This window comes from Longimicrobium sp., from assembly GCF_036399935.1.
Classification (GTDB): Bacteria; Gemmatimonadota; Gemmatimonadetes; order Longimicrobiales; family Longimicrobiaceae; genus Longimicrobium.
Genome location: NZ_DASWMD010000062.1, coordinates 1 through 18,605, shown reverse-complemented (window position 1 = coordinate 18,605; position 18,605 = coordinate 1). Strand labels below are relative to the sequence as shown.

Sequence of the window (18,605 nt, the reverse complement as noted above, 5' to 3'; positions counted from 1 at the left end):
AGCCGAGGCCTCGGCTTAGATGACCGCTGCCGGGCCCAAGCTCGTTCGCGTCCTCGGCGAGATCGTTCGGCCCGCGAAGTTCGGCGTACGGGCCAGTCCGGCGCCCCTGGGCCTCAGGATGACAGGGCTGCGTGGCTCTCGCAAAACGCATCCGCCCTCCCCCGCGCGCGGACGCGGGGGAGGGCGGACCGCGCGGCGCCGAAATCCGGCGCGACCGCCTCTACTTCCCGGTCCCGGGCTTCTTCGCCCCCGTGCGCCCGGCCGACTTGGCCGCCGTACGCGCGGTGCTCTTGGCCGCCGCACTGCGCGCCGACTTGGCGGTCTTGGACGCCGCCGTCTTCCGCCCCGTCTCCGCCGCCTTGGCCGACTTCGCCGCCGGCCTGGATGCCGACTTCGCGGCCGTCTTGGTCGCGGTCTTCCCGGCCGTCTTCCGCGCCGGGGCCCCGCGGCGCGCGCCCTTCTTGGCCGGCGGACCGGCCGCGGCGCGCTCCGCCAGCAGGGTGACGGCCTGCTCCACCGTCAGCTCATCCGGTCCTACCCCCTTGGGCAGCGACGCGTTCACGCCGCCGTGCTTCACGTACGGGCCGTAGCGCCCCTCGAAGAGCAGGATCGGCTCGCCGTCCTTGGGGTGCGCACCCACGGTCTTGAGCGGCTCCACCGCCGCTCGCTGCCCGCGCCCGCCCTTGGGCTGGCTCAGCAGCTCCACCGCGCGATGCAGATCGACCGTGTAGACGTCGTCCTGTTTTGCCAGCGAGCGAAAGTCGCCCTCGTGCACCACGAACGGCCCGAAGCGGCCCACGCTGGCCTGGATCTCCTTGCCCGTCTCCGGGTGCAGCCCCAAGGTCCGCGGCAGGGACAGGAGCTTCAGCGCGAAGTCCAGCGACAGGTCCGCGGGATTCAATCCCTTGGGCAGAGACGCGCGCTTGGGCTTGTCCTTGCTCCCCTCCGCCGCCTCGCCCAGCTGCACGTACGGGCCAAAGCGCCCCTGCAGCATCATCACCGGCTTGCCGCTGGCCGGGTCCACGCCCAGCACGTCGGGCCCCTCGGCCTTGGCGCGAACCAGCTGCTCCATCTGCTCGTCGGTCAGGTCCGCCGGGGCGATGCCGTCCGGGAGCGACGCCGTCATCGTGTCGCCCTCCGCGCCCATCTCCACGAACGGGCCGAAGCGGCCGATGCGCACGCGCCCCGGCGCGCCCTCCAGGATCACCGTCGAGGCCTCGCGCGGGTCGATCGCCTCCTGGCCCCGCTTCACCGTCTCGTTCAGCCCCTCTTCGCCCAAAAAGAAGTGCTGAAGATAGGGAAGCCACTCGGCCGAGCCCTCGGCGATCTCGTCGAGCTCCTCTTCCATCCGCGCGGTGAAGCGCGTGTCGACCAGCGAGGGGAAATTCCGCTCCAGCAGCCCCGTCACCGCGAACGCCGTGAAGGTGGGCACCAGCTGGTTGGTCACCCGGTCCACGTAGCCCCGGTCGATGATGGTGCCGATGATGCTGGCGTAGGTGCTGGGCCGGCCGATGCCCTCGGCCTCCAGCTGCTTCACCAGCGACGCCTCCGTGTAGCGCGCCGGCGGCTGCGTCGCGTGGCTCAGCGACTCCAGGGTGCGCAGCCCCAGCGCGTCGCCGCGCGCCAGCGGCGGCAGGGGCTCGTCGCGGTCTTCCAGCGCCGCGTCGGGATCGTCGGACCCCTCCACGTAGGCGCGGAAGAAGCCGGGAAAGTCGATGCGCTTCCCCGATGCGCGGAAGGTGGCGCCGTCGGCCTCGATCTGCGCCGTCAGGTAGGTCAGCCGCGCGTCGGCCATCTGGCTGGCGACGGTGCGCTTCCAGATCAGCTCGTACAGCGCGCCCTCCACCCCGCTCAGCCGCAGCTCCTCGACCGTCTTCATCTCCGTGCCGGCCGGGCGAATGGCCTCGTGGGCCTCCTGCGCGCCCTTGCTCTTGGTCGTGAACTGGCGCGGCTGCGGGCTCAGGTAGTTGTCGCCGTACAATTGGGCGATGCGGCTGCGCGAGGCCTTCATCGCCTGGTCGGACAGGTGCACCGAGTCCGTCCGCATGTACGTGATGTAGCCTTCCTCGTACAGCCGCTGCGCGATCCGCATGGTGTCGCGCGCGGAAAGGCGCAGCTTGCGGTTGGCCTCCTGCTGCAGCGTCGAGGTGGTGAACGGCGGATAGGGCCGGCGGATGGACGGCTTCTCGTCCGTTTCCGCCACCCGCCAGTCCGACGTCCGCAGCCGCTCCTGCAGCGCGCGCGCCTCGTCCCCGCCCAGCAGCACGACGTCGGCGGTCTTCAGCCGGCCGGTGTTCTCGTCGAAGTCGCGCCCCGACGCCACCCGCTTGCCGCCCACCGCCGCCAGGACGGCGGTGAACGGGGTGATGCCGCGCAGCAGCGTGGCCTTCAGGTCCCAGTACGTCGCCGACCGGAAGGCGCGCCGCTCGCGCTCGCGCTGCACGAGAAGACGCACGGCCACGGACTGCACGCGCCCGGCGCTGAGCCCGCTGGAGATCTTCTTCCACAGCAGCGGGCTGACGGTGTAGCCCACCAGACGGTCCAGGATGCGCCGCGTTTCCTGCGCGCGCACCAGGTGCTCGTCGATCTGCCGGGGCTTGCGGATGGCTTCGCGGATGGCCTCGGGGGTGATCTCGTGGAAGACGATCCGCGAGACGGGCACCTTGGGGTCCAGCACCTGCACCAGGTGCCAGCCGATGCTCTCGCCCTCGCGGTCTTCGTCGGTCGCGACGATCAGCTCGCCCGCGTCCTTCAGCAGCGCCTTGAGCTCCGCGACGATCTTCCGCTTCCCGGCGGGGACCACGTACAGCGGCTCGAAGCCGTCGTCGACGTTCACCCCCAGGCGCGCCCACTCCTGGCCCTTGAACCTGGCGGGGATCTCCGCGGCCGACTCGGGAAGGTCGCGGACGTGGCCCATCGACGCCGCCACCACGTACCCCGAGGGGAGGAAGTTGCGGATCGTCTTCGCCTTGGTGGGCGACTCGACCACCACCAGCCGTTTGTCTTTCTTGACCGCCATGATCTAACGAGAAGGAGGTCCGCTCGCCTGGAGGGAGCGGATGTGCCGTTCGATGTCGTCCACGATGGAGCCGACGCCGCGCGCGTCGGTGTCGAGATGCAGGTCTGCCCGGGCGTAGAGCGCTTCCCGCGCGGCCAGGAGCCGCCGTACGGCCCCCAGCGGGTCCATCCCGGCGAGCAAGGGGCGTTCCCCCGGCGCCCCGGCCGCGCGCCGCACCGCCTCTTCGGGCGAGACGCGAAGCCAGACGCAAAGCGTCCCGGGGCCCAGCGCGTCCAGCAGCGCGGGCTGGGTGACCCACCCGCCGCCGGGGGAGAGGACGATGGAGTCGCGCCCGGCGACCCGCCCCGTCGCCTGGGCCTCCATCGCCCGGAACGCCGCCTCGCCTTCGGACGCGAAGATGCCGGGGATGCGCCTGCCGGCAAACGCCTCGATCTCGCGGTCCAGGTCCACGTGCGCCCAGCCCAGCCGCCGCGCCAGCTCCGCCCCCACCGCCGACTTGCCCGACGCCATCATCCCCACCAGGACGACGCGCCGGACGGGACCGTCAGCCAAACGCGCCCCGCGCGGCGATGCGCTGCACGTACCCGTCGAAATTTCGCCGCAGGTCGGCCATGGTGTCGCCCCCGAACTGCTCCAGCACGGCGCCCGCCAGGACGATGCAGACCATCGCCTCGGCCACCACGCCCGCGGCGGGGACGGCGACGACGTCCGAGCGCTCGCGCACCGCCTCGGCGATCTCGCCGGTGCGCAGGTTCACCGTGGCCAGCGGCTGCATGAGCGTGGAGATGGGCTTCATCGCCGCACGGACGACGAGGGGCTGGCCCGTGGTGATGCCGCCCTCCAACCCCCCCGCGTTGTTGCTCGCGCGTCCGAATCCCCCGCCCCGCGGGTTGCCGGGATCGGCCACGATGGCGTCGTGCACGCGCGACCCCGGCCGCATCGACCCCTCGAATCCCAGGCCGATCTCCACGCCCTTGATGGCCTGGATGGACATCAGCGCGTGCGCCAGCCGCCCGTCGAGCTTGCGGTCCCACGACACGTGCGATCCCAGCCCCGCCGGCACCCCCCGCGCGACCACCTCGACGACCCCGCCCAGCGTGTCGCCCGCGCGCTTGGCGGCGTCGATGGCGTCGATCATGGCGCCTTCCGCCTCCGGGTCCAGGCAGCGGACGGGGGAGGGATCGGACGCGGCGTTCAGGTCGTCCGGCAGCTCCAGCGGCACCGCGGCGACGATGCCGCCCAGCGAGGCCACGTGGCTGCCGACGGCGATGCCCAGCTCGGCCAGCATCCGCCGGGCGACGGTTCCCGCGGCCACGCGCGCCGCCGTCTCGCGGGCGCTGGCCCGCTCCAGGATGTCGCGGGCGTCGGTGCGGTCGTACTTCAGCGCGCCCACCAGGTCCGCGTGGCCGGGGCGCGGAAAGAAGACGCGCCGCATGGCCTCGTCGTCTCCCTCGGCATCGGAAGGGGCCGGCGACATGGCGTCCGTCCAGTTGGCCCAGTCGCGGTTCCTCACCAGCAGCGTGATGGGAGAGCCCAGCGTCTGCCCGTGGCGCACCCCGGAGAGGATCTCGGCGCGGTCGGACTCGATGCGCATGCGCCCGCCGCGGCCGTACCCGCCCTGGCGGCGGCGAAGCTCGCGGTCGAGGTCGTCGGCGGAAAGGGCGAGGCCGGCGGGCGCGCCCTCGACCACCGCCGTGAGCGAGGGGCCGTGCGACTCGCCGGCCGTAACGAAGCGAAAGGTCGGCATGCGCTAAATAAAGCGCCGGGGCCGGGCGGGCGCCAGTGGGAACGACGGTGCACGAGCGCGTGAGTGCCGGAACGACGAAGGGCCCGGCACGTGGCCGGGCCCTCCATTCATCCCGCCCCGCCGCCCGTCAGGGCTGGGGCTGTCCCAGGTCGGCGTAGGTGAGCGTCAGCCCCAGCACGCCGCCCGAGGTAAGGGCGTACAGGCGCAGGCTGACCTCGGCCGGGTCGCCGGCCGCCCGGGGCGCCACCACCAGGGCACCCACCACCGGGTCGCGCGTGTATACCCGCTTGACCAGGCGGAAGTGGTACGCGTCGATCACGTCCACGTAGGGCCGGCCCGCCCCGTCCAGGCCAGAGACGAAGCTCAGGGCACTCCTGGCGTTCACGTAGTCGGCACTTTGCGGGTGCATGGCTACGCCGCCGGTCGGAGATCCGCTGGCCACCGCGCCCTGCCTGCGCAGGTCGGGGGTGAAGTAGTACGCCTCGTCGCCACGCGCCACGCCCAGCGAACCGTCACGGTTCAGCCCCAGCCCGATCACCCGCTCGGCCGAGTTGGCGATCAGGTCGCGGACGTCACCCCGCAGCAGCAGCGAGTCGCCCGAGGCCTCGAACATGGGGATCCGCGCGTTCTCGCGCGCGCCCTCGCCCACCGCCACGTAGCGGCGGTCGGTGCTGGCCGCCACGAAGGTGGTGTCGGCGAAGCCCACGTCGGCCACGTTCGCGCCGATGTCCAGCCGCGTGTCGTACCGGTCCCCGGATGCGTTCGGGGGCTCCGAACGCTGGGCCGTCAACGCGGCCGACACGGCGCTGAGCCGCCCGCCGATGCACGGCGGGTCCGTGGTGTCGCCCACGCGGCGCCGCGGGCAGACGATGATCTCGTCGGGCGGCGAGTAGAACGCCGAGTCGGCGTTCACCACCAGGGCCTTGCCGCTCGTGTGCCGGTCTACGTACCCGGTGAACACGTCGGACCTGCCGGTACGCGGCTGATAGATGCGGACCGTGCCGTCCCGCGCGGCCGCGGTGGGCTTGGTGCTGTACACCAGCAGCCCGTTGGACGCCTGGGCCAGGAACTGCGGCCGGTCGCTGTAGTCGTGGATGGCGACCTGGGTCACGTCCCCGGTCTGCACCGAGAAGTCCACTCCGAACAGGCGCTCGTTGCGGGTGAGGATGCGCCGGTCCTCGAACGGCGACCCGTCCAGCCCCACCACCGAGATGTTGGTGCCACCGCTGTTCGCCACGAAGAGCGAGTCGCCGGTGCGCCCCAGGGCCACGCCCCACGGCTGCGAGCCGACGTTCACCGACGAGGTGTACGCCGTGCCTCCCAGGGGCAGCAGGTCCACGCGGTTGCGCGTGTAGTTGGCCAGGTACACGAAGTTGGCGTCGGCCACCAGGTCGGGAACGACGTCCGTTCCGTTGGGCCGGCGGATGGTGGCGCCGCGGGCGATGAAGACCGGCACCAGCCGCCCGCTGATCGTGGTGAGCACCACCCCACCCGGCCCCGGCACGCAGTCCAGCTGCTGCGGCGTGTTGGGCGTGACCGCCGCGCCGCAGTTGCCGCTGGAGTCCTTGGACCAGGCGGTCACCTCCAGGTCCACGCTGGCCGTGTCGAGCGGGCTCAGCCCCAGGTCGGAGATCTGGAAGCGGAAGGTGCCCGTGGAAACCGGTCCGGCGCCGCGGTACACCCGCAGCGTGTCGGGACTCCCCCCGCTGCGCCGGATGGCCAGCACGGTGACGCCCACCGAATCGATCCGCGTTTCGTCCACACCCGTCACCGTCACCTCGAACGAGTCGCGCTGCTCGACGGTGGGGCGGACGTTGGTCTGAAAGCTGGTCCGCGGACGGATGCGGTCTACCTCGGCCGCGCGCACCTGCACCTGCACGGGAACGGCGGTCCCCGGCTGCAGCGCCCCCGAAACGGTGCTGGCGTCGATCTGCAGCGTGCCGTCCGCGGCCAGCAGCGGGATGTCGATCACCAGGAGGGTGTCGACGGTGGGCCGGGGCGTGGGGAGCGAGAACGTGGTGTCGAAGGCGAAGGCGCCGGACCCGCGCACCCGCACCGAGGTGATCAGGTCGCGGGAATCCTCGGCCAGCACCCGGATGCGCAGCTCGGCCCCGCCGCGCGGGTCCTGCCCGGCGGGGATGGACACCTGCACCCGCGGCCCGCCGATGGAAACGAGCGTGGTGTCGGAGGTGGAAAGCCCCATCGAGTCCACCGCCGTGACCACGATGAACACGCCGCTTTCCCGCGCCGTGTCGGCCGTGGCCACCAGGAAGCGGTCGAGCACGGTGTCGGTGACCACCCGCGACCCCCCGGCCAGCTCCACCGTCTTGCTGGCGTACCGCTCCACCGTGGTGTCGGTGCCCAGCGCCACGCTGCCCCGTACGGAAAAGCCCTCGAACACCACCCGCGCCAGGCGGCGGTCGTCACGGACGCGCGCCCGTACGAACACCGAGTCGCCCACGGCGATGGTGCCGGTGCGCGAGTCCGGGAGAACGATCTCTACCGACGGCGCCGCGGACGGGCCGGCGATGTTGATCCGCACCGTGTCGGAACGGGAGTAGCCCGTGCTGTCCACGGCGGTCACCACCACGTACACGCCGGACTCGCGCGCCGTGTCGGAGGTGGCCACCAGCACCCGCTCGACGGTGGTGTCGGTCACCGCCCGCCCCGTGGCCGAAAGGTCCGCCTCGCGCGAAACGTAGCGCGGCACCACCGTCGCCGTGCCCTGCGCCGCGTTCCCCCGGATGGAGAAGGCCGAGAAGGTCACCCGTGCCAGCCGCCGGTCGTCGCGCACGCGGGCGCGCACCACGAGCGAGTCGTGAAGGAGAACCGTTGCCCCCGGGGCCGGCGAAAGCACGTCGACCAGAGGCGCGGCCCCGTTGCCGGCGATGGTGAACCTCACCGTGTCGGTACTCGCGTAGCCGGAGGTGTCCACCGCCGTAACCACCACCAGCACCCCCGATTCGCGGGCGGTGTCGGGGGTGGCGGGCAGCAGCCGCTCGACGGTGGTGTCGGTCACCACGCGGCCGCCCTCGAGCAGGTCGGCCTCGCGCGACTCGTACCGGGGAACGACCGTGGCCGTGCCCTGGGCCGCGTTGCCGCGCAGCGAGAACGCCTGGAAGCTCACCCGCGCCAGGCGCCGTTCGTCGCGCACGCGGGCGCGCACCAGCAGCGGCTCGCCCAGGTTCACCGTTCCGTTCTCCGCCGGGGCCAGCACGGTGACCAGGGGTGCCGCCCCCTGCCCGCCGATGGAAATGCGAACCGTATCGGCGGTGGTGTAGCCCGACGAGTCGGCGGCGGTCACCACCACGTACACGCCCGTTTCACGCGCGGTGTCGGGAGTGGCGCGCAGGTAGCGGCTCAGGGTGGTGTCGCGAACGGCCGGGCCGGTGCCCGGCATGCTCACCTCCGTCGCCAGGTACCGGGGCACCACCACCGCCGTGCCCAGCGCCGGGTCGCCCCGCACCGAGAAGGCGGAGAAGGTCACCCGCGCCAGCCGCCGGTCGTCACCCACCCGGGCCGTGACCAGGAGCGAGTCGCCCAGGTTCACGGTGGCCGAGGCAGCCGTCGGCGACAGGATGTCCACCGTGGGCGCCACCACCTGACGGGTGATGTTGATCCGCGTGGTGTCGGCCGACTTGTTGCCCGCCGAGTCCGTGGCGGTCACCACCACGAAGACCCCGTTCTCCCGGGCGGTGTCGGAGGTGGCCAGGAGGAAGCGGTCGATGGTGGTGTCGGTCACCGCCCCGGCCGTCTTGCCAAAGTCCACGTCCTTGCTGACGAACCGCGCCACGGCGGTGTCGGTGCCCAGCTCGGGGCGCCCCCGCACGGCGTACGCTTCGAAGGTCACCTTCACCACGGACCGGTCGTCGCGCACGCGCGCCCGCACGAACAGCGAGTCGCCCGCGTTCACCGCCGGCGTCTGCGCGTCGGGCAGGAGCACGTCCACGGTGGGCGCGGCCTTGTCCTGGGTCGTCTGTCCGGGGCCGGGGCCGGTGCCGCCGTTCCAGGGGTTGTCGCCCGTGCACGCCGAAAGCAGCGCGGCCAGGGCCAGGGCCGCCGCGACGGCGGCCCTGCTGCGGAGGAATTTCATGGTAGGTACTGCGTTGTTGGAAACGAAAAACCCGTCCGTCAGCGATCCTGGCGAACGATGTGCGGGGTGACGAGGATCAGCAGGTCCTGCTTGCGCTCGGACCGGTTGGTGACGCGGAACAGCCCGCCCACCACGGGGAGGTCCATCAGGAACGGAATGCCGCGGCGGGTGTCGGTGACGCGCGTCACCGTCAGCCCGCCGATGACGACGGTTTCGCCGTCGCCCACCAGCACCTCGTTCTCGGCCTGCTGCCGCGACACGTTCAGCAGGTTGTTGGAGGTCTCGGTCGGGTTGGAGTTCTCGGCCCGCAGCGACATCCGCACCCGGCCGTCGGCCGTGATGTGCGGCGTCACCTCGAGCTCGATCCCCGCCTCTACCTGCACCGGCTGCAGGGTGATGCCCCCGCCCCCGGCGCCCGCCCCCGCCGACGCGGTGAGGAAGGTGATCTCCTCGCCCACGAAGATGCGGGCGGTGCGGTTGTTCAGCGTGGTGATCTGCGGCATGGCCTCGACGTCGGCGATGCGCGTTTCCTGCAGCGCGCTCACCAGCGCCACCAGCGAGAAGCGGTTGGCCAGCAGCAGCGAGATCGCCACGTCCAGGGTGGCGTCCTCCACCTCCGAGGCCGCGTTGCCCACGGCGCCGATGGACGGCCCCCCCAGGACGAAGCGGTCGTTGGGGGTGCTTTCACCCGTCGGCTGGCCGGTCACGGGGTCGTACAGCGGGCTCTCGATGATGCCGCCGAAGCTGTTGCCCTGGAAGTCCTTGAGGTCGTAGCGGATTCCCAGCGCCTCCAGCTGCGTGCGGTCGACGAAGATGATCTTGGCCTCGATGGCCACCTGGGCCACCGGCACGTCGAGCGTGGCGAGCAGCGCCTCGATGTCGGCCACCACCCGCGCGACGTCCGTGACGATCAGCGTGTTGGTGGCCGTGTCGGCCGAAAGGCTGCCGCGGTCCGTCTGCAGGTTCTCGAACGTTCCCGCCAGGTCGCCCGCGTTCACGTAGTTCACGCGGAAGGGGCGGGTGACCAGGGGCTCCTGCCCCGCGCGCGCCGCCAGGTTCGCCACCTGGTCCACGCGGATGATGCCGCCCGACAGGTCCTCGGCCGCCAGCCCGTAGGCCTGCAGCAGCGTGCGAAGCGCGACGTCCCACGGCTGGCTGTTGAACGACACGCCGTCTACCACGATTCCCGACACGTCGGTGCCCGCGATGATGGAGCGCCCCGAGAACTCGGCGAAGTAGGCCAGCACGTCGCGCATCTCGGCGTTCTGGAAGCTCACCGTGATCCGGCGTGCCTGCACGGGCTGCTGCGGGGCGGGGCGCGGCGCCGTCGCCGTCGCCGTGCGCGGTGCCGCCGGGCGCGAGGCCGCGGGCGCGCCGCTGCTCCACGGCTGGAAGGCCGCGGCGCCGGACTGCAGCGACACGCGCAGCCCGCCGGCCACCTGCTCTACCGTGTACCGGGTTTCGCGGTCCAGGTCCAGCACCAGCCGCACCACGTCTTCCGCGTGCTGGCTGGTGCGCACACCCCGCACGCCGCCCCGGTCCAGCCCCTCGTAGCGGTTGGAGGGAAGCCCCAGCCGCGCGTTCTGGATGTCGACCACCACCCGGGGGGGCCCCGAGAGGGCGAAGTCGGTCCACGTGACCGTGCCGCCCGCGATGTCCACGGTCAGCTCGGTGCGCCCCTCGCGCCCTTCCAGGCGCAGGGCCGCCACGCTGCCGTCCGCGGCCGGGGGCGCGGGAAGGGGGGCAAGGGCCAGCAGCGCCGGCACCAGCAGCAGCGCCATCCACGCTTTGCGCACGATCATTGGTCGCCTCATGGTCGGATTCTCCTTTTACCTCGGCCGGCGTGCGGCCGGGGCGGGCGCCGGGGGCGCGGGTGCCGCCTGCTGCGGGGGAGCCGGCTGGGCCGCCGGCGCCTGCTGAACCGCGGGCGGCGGCGCCGGCCGGCCGGCGCGCGGTACCTGCAGCGAGAAGACGCGGCTCACGCCCATTTCGTCCTCACGCAGATCCACCCGGCGCGGATGGATCGCCACCACGGTCACCGCGCCCAGCCGCTGCCCCACGCGCAGGCGCACCCGCTGCGTGGTGTCGGGAAGGGCGAAGGTCGCCACCGACTGCCCCGCGTTGGAGCTGTACAGGATTCCCAGCAGGCGCAGGTCCTGGGCGCGGACGCCCATCTCGTCGCCGCTCAGCAGCGGCAGGAACGGGTCGGGGCGTCCCGCCCCCGCGTAGCGGAACACCTCGCGGCGGTACACCTCGGCCTCGGGAAGCGACACCATGGCCGTGCTGTCGCCGGGCGCCACCGCCGCCTGCTGGGCGGCGACGCCCGCGGCGGCGAGCACCAGGGCGGCCAGCGCCGCGCGGAAGGCTCGTTCAGGCGCTCGCGTCATCGTCGGCCGCGGCAGTGGGGATCACGTAGGTCTCGATGGAAAAACGGGCTTCCAGCTGCGCCGCGCGTCCCGCCGGCACCGCGCCGGCCGCGTCGCCGGCCTCGGCCACCGGGGCCACCGTCAGGTTGGTGGGCGTCACGATGCGCGGAAGCGAGGCCACCCGCGTCAGGAACTCGCCGATCTGGTGGTAGCCGCCGGTCACCGCCATGTCGTACACCCGGCGGGTGAAGAAATTTTCCTCGGTGGCGCTCACCGGCTGGATCAGGTGAATGCGCACCCCCGCCCGCTGCGCCTCGGCCGAGATGGCGTCGAGCAGGTTGGGCACCTCTTCGGCGGAGGGGATCAGCCCCTCGGCCAGCTCCAGCTGCTGCCGGTACAGCACGAGCTGCTGGTCGATCTGCCCCTCGGCGCCGCGCGTGAGGGCGCGGCTGCGCGAGTTGACCGTTTCCAGCGCCTCGAGCCGGGCCTCCATCTGGCCGATGCGGGCGCTGCGCGGCGTGTACAGCCGGTCGTAGAACCCGAAGGCGACCAGGGCCAGCAACACCCCGCCATAGATCAGGTTCTTCTTCTGCTGGGGGTCCAGCGGGGGAAGCGCCATGCGCGTCACCGGGCGTTGAGAAGGGGTACCGTCTCGATCAGCGACGGGTCGGGCTGCTCCCAGCGGGCCTCGAGCGAAAACTTGAGCACGCTGCGCCCCTGGAAGTCGATCTGCTCGCTGGTGATCAGCGCCACGTCGCGGATCATGGGCGACGCCTCGAGGTTGCGCATGAACCGCGTGAGCGCCTGGGTGGAGCCGGCGTTCCCCTCGACGTTGAACGAGGGCCCCGCGGCCACCGCCGCCTGCGCCGCCTCCCTGGCCAGCGAGTCCGCGCGCGCCTTGGCGGTGTCGGCCGGGGCCGCGGCCGCCCCGGCTGCCGGCGCCGGCGCGGGCGCGGCGTCGGCGCCCTCGTCCTCCAGCACGGCCATCTTGGTCAGCCACATGAAGGGCGGCGTGGCGCGGCTCACCTCGTCCATCAGGTGCGGCCACACGTAGCGGCGCACGTCGACCTCGCGGATCACCTCGATCTTCTGGTCGATGGTGTCCTTGCGGGTGTCGAGCGTCTTCATCAGGGCGATCGAGCGCTCCAGCCGCACCGAGTCCTGCACCTCGCGGTTCACCTGGGCCTCGAGCGAGGCGATCTTCTGCCCCGAGGTCCAGAACCAGAAGGTGGAAAGGGCCAGCAGCAGGACGGCCGCGCCGCCCAGCCCCGCGATCCGCGGGTCGCCCCCCAGCCGGGGCAGCGCCACGCCGGCACCCGGGCGGCGGGCCGCCGCCGGGCGCTTCTGCGCGCCGCCGGGGAGAAGGTTGATCTCGATCACGTGCGCGTCTCGGGCAAAAGGGCCGTCATGGCGCGGGCCTCAGGCGGCGGCGCGCAGGGCGAGCCCCACGGACAGCATCAGCATGGGCGCAAGCTCGTCGACCGGAAAGAACGAGGTGACCCCCGGGCGCACCTTCAGGCGCTGCAGCGGCGTGGCCACCTCGGTGCGCGCGCGCAGCCGCGACGCCAGCACGTCGACCAGCCCGGGGATGCGGGCGCCGCCGCCGCACACGTACACGCGCCCGGGGCCCGCCGCCTCGCCCCCCAAAAAGGCCAGGGCGCGCTCCACCCCCACGGCCAGGTCTTCGGCGCCCTGCTTCAGCAGCTCCTGGAACTCGCCGGCGCGGGGCGAGCGGCCCTGCAGCACCGCGTCGGCCTCGTCCACCGTCAGCCCGTGCATGCGGCGCATGTCCTCGCGCAGCCGCCGCGAGCCGAAGGGAACGTCGCGGGTGAGCACCAGGGCGCCTTCCTGCAGCACGTTCACCGTGGCGATCTCGTGCCCCACGTTCACCAGCGCCGCCACCCCCTCCATGGCCTCGGGGTAGTTGTACTCGAAGGCGTTGTGAAGGGCGAACGAGTCCACGTCCACCACCTGGGGGAGCAGCCCCGCGTCGCGAAGCAGCCCCACCCGCTGGTCCACCACCTCGCGCTTGGCGGCCACGAGCAGCACGCTCATCTGCAGCCCGTCGTCGAGCGGGTCCAGGATCTGGAAGTCCAGCTGCACGTTTGCCATGTCGAAGGGCACGTACTGCTCGGCCTCCCAGCGGATCACCTCGCGCGCGTCGGTTTCCTTCATCCGGTCCATCTGGATCTTCTTGACCATCACGTCGCGCCCGCCCACCGACGACACCAGGCGCCGGGGCTTCACCGCCGCCGACTCCATGAGCGACCGGACCGTTTCCACCACGATCTGCGGGTCCATGACCTCGCCCTCCACGATCGCGTCGGCGATCAGGGGGGTGTGCGACACGTGGGTGAGCTCGGGCTCGGCGCCGGAATGGTCGACCACCGCCACCTTGATGAAGCCGCTGCCGATGTCGAGCCCGACCGTGCTCTTGTTGCGGCGCAGGAACGAAACCATGTACCCGTGTCTTTCGTGCGGGAACACCGGCGCCGCGAGGCGCGGCTTCAGTGCGGTTGCGGGAATGTGGTCAAGGAAGGCCGTGCATACGTTAGTGCGGGCATGCGCCGCCGTCAAGACAGACGACACATGCCCGCGCTACCCCGTGCCGCTGCGGCGTTTACCGTATCAGTTCGTACCAGGAGTTACTCCCGTTACGCTTCTGCGCCGCGTTGTCGAGCGCCGACCGGTTCAGGGCCGATTCGGCGTCGTTGATCGCGCAGATGTTGTACTTGATGGTCGCCGTGCCGCTGATGTTGTCTTCGACCGTGCTCGACGCGCCGAACGAGATCACACCGCCCTCGATCTTTGACTCGTTGCCCGGGGTGCCGCCGCGGATGGACAGGTCGCGTTCCACCAGGATGATTCCCTTGTAGGTGAAGTTGCCCTGGATCTCCAGGCTGCCGTTGATGACGATCAGCATCCCCTGGCCGTAGCGCCCGTTGAGGCGGACGGTGCCGCCGTTGGCGTCGATGGCCACCACCACGTGCCGCTCGGCCGACGCCGGGCTGGGGCACGTGACCCCCAGCGAAGCCGGGCACCCCCAGTTGTACCGGGAATCGGTATCGGTGTCGGCGTTGATGGGCTGGGTCGAGAATTCGTCCTCGCCGTACGTCCGGCCGAACTGGATCTCGGCGGCCTCGGCCAGCTGGCGAACCGTCATCCCCGTGCCCAGCACGTTGTGCTCGAGAAAGGCCTTGGTGAAGCTGGCCGTGTCGGCCGCGCCCTCGAGGTTGCGGGTGGCGTTGTTGCCCAGCGTGATCTCGGCGCCGGCCGTCACCTGCACCGCGTAGTCGCTCCGGTTGTTGGCCGCGCCGCAGTAGTTGGTGCCGCTCCGCCCGTCGCTGATGGTGGCGTTGCCCGACACCCTCAGGTCGCCGCCCGAGGTGGCGCCCGCGTTGATGTTGGTGTTGAGGCGGTTGGCCGTGCGGAGGGTGCGGATGAAGGCGCCCACCCCCCGCCCGCGGCCGTTCGCGGGCTGCACCAGCAGCGAAAAGACCTCGTCCCGCCTCATGGGAACGCTGAGCGTGTCGCGCGTATCCGACAGCTTGTCGACCTGCACCGTGTAGTTCTGGCCGTCGGGGCCCGCCACCGCGTCGGCGTCGGCTTGGATCAGCCACCCCTTCTCGTTGGTGGCCACCCGCTGGGCCACGTACTGCTCCAGAGCGCCGTCGGCATTGAAGAGCGACGACGCCGCGAACCGGTGGGCCCGGCTGATCGCGTACTCGGTCGACGAGGTGAACAGCGCCGCCGTCACGAGGAGGGTGATGGCCACCAGCCCCATCAGCGCCACCGGCAGGGCGGCGCCCCGGCGGTCGCGCGCGCGCCCGGGAACGAGCCGTGAAGTCATGGAAGCCATCCTCAGTTTCGGATCTGGACGGTGACGGAGCCGGTCTCGCTGAGCGAGGTGGTGCCCACCTGCTGCCGGCTGAGCGTGCGCACGTTGAAGCGGATCATGGTGACGCCGGCCGTGGAGGCGTTGGCCCCCGGCACGCCGATGGCGAGGGGCGGGGTGCCCCGCAGATACTCGAAGCTCACCCGCTCGGGGTCCACCGGCCCGGCCAGGGGCTGCATGTTCGCCTCGGCCGTTCCCGCCCCGCTGCTGCGCCGCACCCACCAGCGTCCGCTGGACTGGCCCAGGTCGTAGCGGACGTCCTGGTACACGGCCACGACGGCCCCCGGGTTCAGCGGCGTGTGGCCGGCTCCCGTGAAGGTGAACGCCTCGATGGTGCCAACGGGCGCGACGCCGACGCAGGCGGCCAGGTTCGCGGCCGCCACGCCGGTGACGGTGGCCCGGGCGGGAAGCGCGGGGGCGATCACGCCGTTCGCGTCCACGCTCGCCAGTCCCGTCACCTGGCCGGCCAGCGCGGTGACCGCGTCGCCCGGGAGCACGGGAAAGACCACGGTGGTGTTGGTGTCGCCGGCGCGGGCGCAGACCACCCCCCAGCGCCGGGGCAGGATGAACTGGATTTCGCGCTCGCCGCCCAGCACCAGGCCGCGCGACAGCGTTCCGCGGAGGTCGCTGGCCACCACCTCCACCGCGCCGCGCGCGTTCTGCTGCACCTCTTCGCGGGCCGTCTGCGCCGACGCGATCCTGGTTTGGCCCGTGACGAACTGCAGCACGATGCTCACCAGCACGATGCCGAGCACCAGCCCCACCATCAGCTCCACCAGGGTGAAGCCGGCGCGCGAGTGCAGCCGCTTATTCGAATGCACGGCCGATTACCGTTACGGGTTGAACGTTGGTGACGGTGGACGGCGGCGTCACCGTGACGGTGATGGTCCACCGCGTCCCCGGGTCGTACCCCGCCACCGCCGCCGACGCCGGCACCACCTGCACGCGCGCGCCGTTTACCCGGGTGTCGCTGGCCTGCGGGCTTTGGGTGGTGGTGCGCAGCCGCTGGAGCTCGGTTTCCAGCCGTTCCGTCGCCAGCAGCGTGTACTCGGTGGTCGAGTTGGCGCTCGCGATCTGCCGGGCGGCGCCGATGGCCATGGCCTCGATGCCCAGAAGCCCCACCGCCAGGATGACCATGGCGATCAGCACCTCGATCAGCGTGAAGCCGGCGTCCGCGCGCCGGGCGGCCGCACCCGTGTCAGTTGCCACGATACACTCTTCCTACCCCGGTGACGTTGATGCTGTCGACCCCGCCGTCCGTGCGGCCGACGACGATGGTCTGGACGTTGTTCCTGCGCATTCCCCGCGAATCGAACGTGACGCGGGTGCCCACCGTCGCGAGCGCCACCCCTCGCTGCGATCCGTCGATGGCGACCGTTTTCACCACGCTCGCCACCGTCCCGGCGTTGTCGGCGTCGATGGTGACCTGGTACTGCGCCGCCGTCAGGATGCGGAGCGAGGCGCTCCGCCCTTCGCGGACGGCGGTCGTGCGTGCGAGCGCCAGGTCGGCCACCACCTGCGACGCCGCGCTCCGCGAGGTCAGGTAGCGGGTGAACGAGGCCATCCTGGGGACGGCCAGCAGCATGATGAGCGTCGCGATGACCAGGACGATCAGCAGCTCTATCAGGGAGAACCCTGACCGGCCGGTTCGGCGAATGGGGGGGGCGCAAGTCATACCGGCTGGCATCGTAACTTCCGTGCCCGCCCCAAACCCCTGTGTTCACGCGGAGTTGCGCCGCTTCAGCCGGCCAAGGAAACCGCAAAATGGTGCGCCGCCGGAAAAGTTTTCCGCTACCCGCCGGGGCGCCCGCGGCGCACGCGCCCCGCCACGGACAGGTAGAGCGTGTCGGCGAACCGCCGGTCGTGGATCCAGATGGTGCGGTTGGTGAAGCCGTGCGGCAGGCCGCGGGAGTTCATGGAGAGCGTGTCGGAGCCGTTCATCTCCATGCACACGCGCCCGGCCACGTGGCGCAGGTTCACCACCCGCGGCGGCGCCCCGGGCTGCACCCGCGCCTGGATGCGGTAGCGGAAGCCCGCCGCCCTGCCCCCGAACCGCGCGGAACACTCGGCCGAGGGCTCGATGACCAGCACGGCGGTGCGCCCGCCGCGCATGGCGAGCATCTTCACGAAGGCCAGGTCCGCGGCCACCAGGCTCGACCCGGCCCGCACCCGCATGCGGGCCAGCTGCCCATCGAGCCGGGGAGCGCCCAGCGCGCACACCAGTCCCACGATGCACAGCACCGCCAGCACTTCGGCCAGCGTGTACCCTTCAATCTTCTCCCCCATGGGCCCCTCCCTCGCATTCCGGGGCGCCCCGTCCGGCGCCGTCCAGAATGTATAGGATGGGAGACCGCCAATCTCCAAGCCGCCACCCGCCACAAGTGCGACGCGTTTTTCGGGCCAAAATCGGAAGAGGCCCTCGGAGTCGGTGCCGGAGCCGCCGCGTCGAGGCCGTTCCCGCGTGCAGCATTCTGCACGAACGCCTGCACTCTGCCGCGCCAGACGCGCCCCCCGTACCGTGTACATCCAACGCAAACCCAGCGCCCGCAACGGTTTGCGTAGAATCGCGCAGATGGCCCGCGCGTTGCCTTACCTTGTCGCAGCCAGCACGAGGGCGTGCTGATCTTCCCCGGCTCTCGAGCCAAACACACCGGAGCAACACACCATGAAGAACCTTCGCAGCAACAAGGGCTTCACCCTGATCGAACTGATGATCGTCGTGGTCATCATCGGCATCCTGGCCGCCATCGCCATCCCGAAGTTCAACAGCGTGTCGAAGAACGCCAAGCAGGCCGAGGCCGGCCCGGTGCTCAAGCAGATCTGCACCCTGCAGGGCACGTTCTTCCAGGAGAACGGCTCGTACGCCGCGAACATCGGCGCCCTGACCGGCTTCGACAGCCCGAACGCCAGGTACTTCGACTTCACGGTGACCGGAACCGCCGCCGCTTCGGTGGCCACCGCGGCCCCGAACGCGCTCGGCACGTCGAGCGGCCTCGTCACCGCGACCCGCGACTGCGTCACCGGCGCCGTCACGCCGTAATCGCTGCCTCACGGCACATGAACCGGGGGTCGGGTGAAGGCCCGGCCCCTGGTTCGTTTTTCATCCCTGTCCGCACCCCGCGGTGCTGATCCAATCCCGCGAAAGCCTTGGCCATGAACTCCAGACGCGGTTTCACCCTGATCGAACTGATGATCGTCGTGGTCATCATCGGGATCCTGGCCGCCATCGCCATTCCCAAGTTCACCGCGGTGTCCCAGCGCAGCAAGGAAGCGGAGGCCACGCCAATCCTGAGGCAGGTGTACACGCTTCAGCTGCGGCACTTCCAGGCCAACGGGCAGTACGCGGCCACCATCGACGAGGTGGAGGGCGGCGGCGCCAACATCGCCGACGGCAAGTACTACAGCTTTGGCGTCAACGGCGGCGCTGCCTCGTTCACCGCCTGCGCCATTCCCCTGAACGCCAGCCATGGGCTGCGCTCGTTCCG

General features: G+C 71.5%; 16 protein-coding genes. 2 read left to right on the top strand and 14 right to left on the bottom strand.

What is annotated here, in order from left to right; genetic code table 11:
- Positions 1-220: 220 nt before the first annotated feature.
- The 14 genes from topA to VGB24_RS18955 all read right to left on the bottom strand — a co-directional run bounded on the left by topA (position 221) and on the right by VGB24_RS18955 (position 17,406).
- Positions 221-3,019: a type I DNA topoisomerase gene (gene topA / locus VGB24_RS19020; RefSeq protein WP_331074528.1), complete on the bottom strand. Its 2,799-nt coding sequence runs from the start codon at positions 3,017-3,019 to the stop codon at positions 221-223.
- A gap of 3 nt (positions 3,020-3,022) precedes the next feature.
- The gene (locus VGB24_RS19015) at positions 3,023-3,571 is read right to left on the bottom strand and encodes a shikimate kinase (protein WP_331074527.1); all 549 of its coding nucleotides are present in this window, start codon (positions 3,569-3,571) and stop codon (positions 3,023-3,025) included.
- Complete coding sequence (aroC, locus tag VGB24_RS19010; RefSeq protein WP_331074526.1) at positions 3,564-4,766, bottom strand: chorismate synthase; 1,203 nt, start codon at positions 4,764-4,766, stop codon at positions 3,564-3,566. Before aroC ends, VGB24_RS19015 begins: the two co-directional genes overlap by 8 nt.
- Before the next feature lie 127 nt (positions 4,767-4,893).
- The gene (locus tag VGB24_RS19005; protein ID WP_331074525.1) at positions 4,894-8,859 is read right to left on the bottom strand and encodes a hypothetical protein; all 3,966 of its coding nucleotides are present in this window, start codon (positions 8,857-8,859) and stop codon (positions 4,894-4,896) included.
- Between the two features lie 38 nt (positions 8,860-8,897).
- On the bottom strand, positions 8,898-10,661 hold the full coding sequence (locus VGB24_RS19000; protein ID WP_331074524.1) for an AMIN domain-containing protein: 1,764 nt from the start codon (positions 10,659-10,661) through the stop codon (positions 8,898-8,900).
- Between the two features lie 27 nt (positions 10,662-10,688).
- The gene (locus VGB24_RS18995) at positions 10,689-11,246 is read right to left on the bottom strand and encodes a hypothetical protein (RefSeq protein WP_331074523.1); all 558 of its coding nucleotides are present in this window, start codon (positions 11,244-11,246) and stop codon (positions 10,689-10,691) included.
- Positions 11,230-11,844 carry a type 4a pilus biogenesis protein PilO gene (locus VGB24_RS18990; RefSeq protein WP_331074522.1) on the bottom strand — a complete coding sequence of 205 codons (615 nt, stop codon included), beginning with the start codon at positions 11,842-11,844 and terminating at the stop codon, positions 11,230-11,232. Before VGB24_RS18990 ends, VGB24_RS18995 begins: the two co-directional genes overlap by 17 nt.
- A gap of 5 nt (positions 11,845-11,849) precedes the next feature.
- Positions 11,850-12,605 carry a PilN domain-containing protein gene (locus tag VGB24_RS18985; protein ID WP_331074521.1) on the bottom strand — a complete coding sequence of 252 codons (756 nt, stop codon included), beginning with the start codon at positions 12,603-12,605 and terminating at the stop codon, positions 11,850-11,852.
- A 39-nt stretch (positions 12,606-12,644) separates the two neighbouring features.
- Positions 12,645-13,685, bottom strand: a complete 1,041-nt coding sequence (pilM, locus tag VGB24_RS18980; RefSeq protein WP_331074520.1) for a type IV pilus assembly protein PilM — start codon at positions 13,683-13,685, stop codon at positions 12,645-12,647.
- A 160-nt stretch (positions 13,686-13,845) separates the two neighbouring features.
- Positions 13,846-15,075, bottom strand: coding sequence for a pilus assembly PilX N-terminal domain-containing protein (locus VGB24_RS18975; RefSeq protein ID WP_331074519.1), 1,230 nt, complete (start codon positions 15,073-15,075; stop codon positions 13,846-13,848).
- An 11-nt stretch (positions 15,076-15,086) separates the two neighbouring features.
- The gene (locus VGB24_RS18970) at positions 15,087-15,941 is read right to left on the bottom strand and encodes a PilW family protein (protein ID WP_331074518.1); all 855 of its coding nucleotides are present in this window, start codon (positions 15,939-15,941) and stop codon (positions 15,087-15,089) included.
- The gene (locus VGB24_RS18965; protein WP_331074517.1) at positions 15,928-16,329 is read right to left on the bottom strand and encodes a type IV pilus modification PilV family protein; all 402 of its coding nucleotides are present in this window, start codon (positions 16,327-16,329) and stop codon (positions 15,928-15,930) included. Before VGB24_RS18965 ends, VGB24_RS18970 begins: the two co-directional genes overlap by 14 nt.
- A complete protein-coding gene (locus tag VGB24_RS18960) occupies positions 16,319-16,795 on the bottom strand; it encodes a GspH/FimT family pseudopilin (protein WP_331074516.1) in 477 nt (158 codons plus the stop codon). The genes VGB24_RS18965 and VGB24_RS18960 overlap by 11 nt, the downstream gene beginning before the upstream one ends.
- A gap of 116 nt (positions 16,796-16,911) precedes the next feature.
- Positions 16,912-17,406, bottom strand: coding sequence for a hypothetical protein (locus tag VGB24_RS18955; protein ID WP_331074515.1), 495 nt, complete (start codon positions 17,404-17,406; stop codon positions 16,912-16,914).
- 379 nt (positions 17,407-17,785) lie between these two features.
- On the opposite strand from VGB24_RS18955, the gene VGB24_RS18950 reads away from it, so the two are divergent.
- Together VGB24_RS18950 and VGB24_RS18945 are read left to right on the top strand one after the other, a co-directional pair.
- On the top strand, positions 17,786-18,160 hold the full coding sequence (locus VGB24_RS18950) for a type IV pilin protein (protein ID WP_331074514.1): 375 nt from the start codon (positions 17,786-17,788) through the stop codon (positions 18,158-18,160).
- A gap of 113 nt (positions 18,161-18,273) precedes the next feature.
- On the top strand, positions 18,274-18,605 hold a 332-nt coding region (locus VGB24_RS18945), incomplete at its 3' end, for a type IV pilin protein (RefSeq protein WP_331074513.1).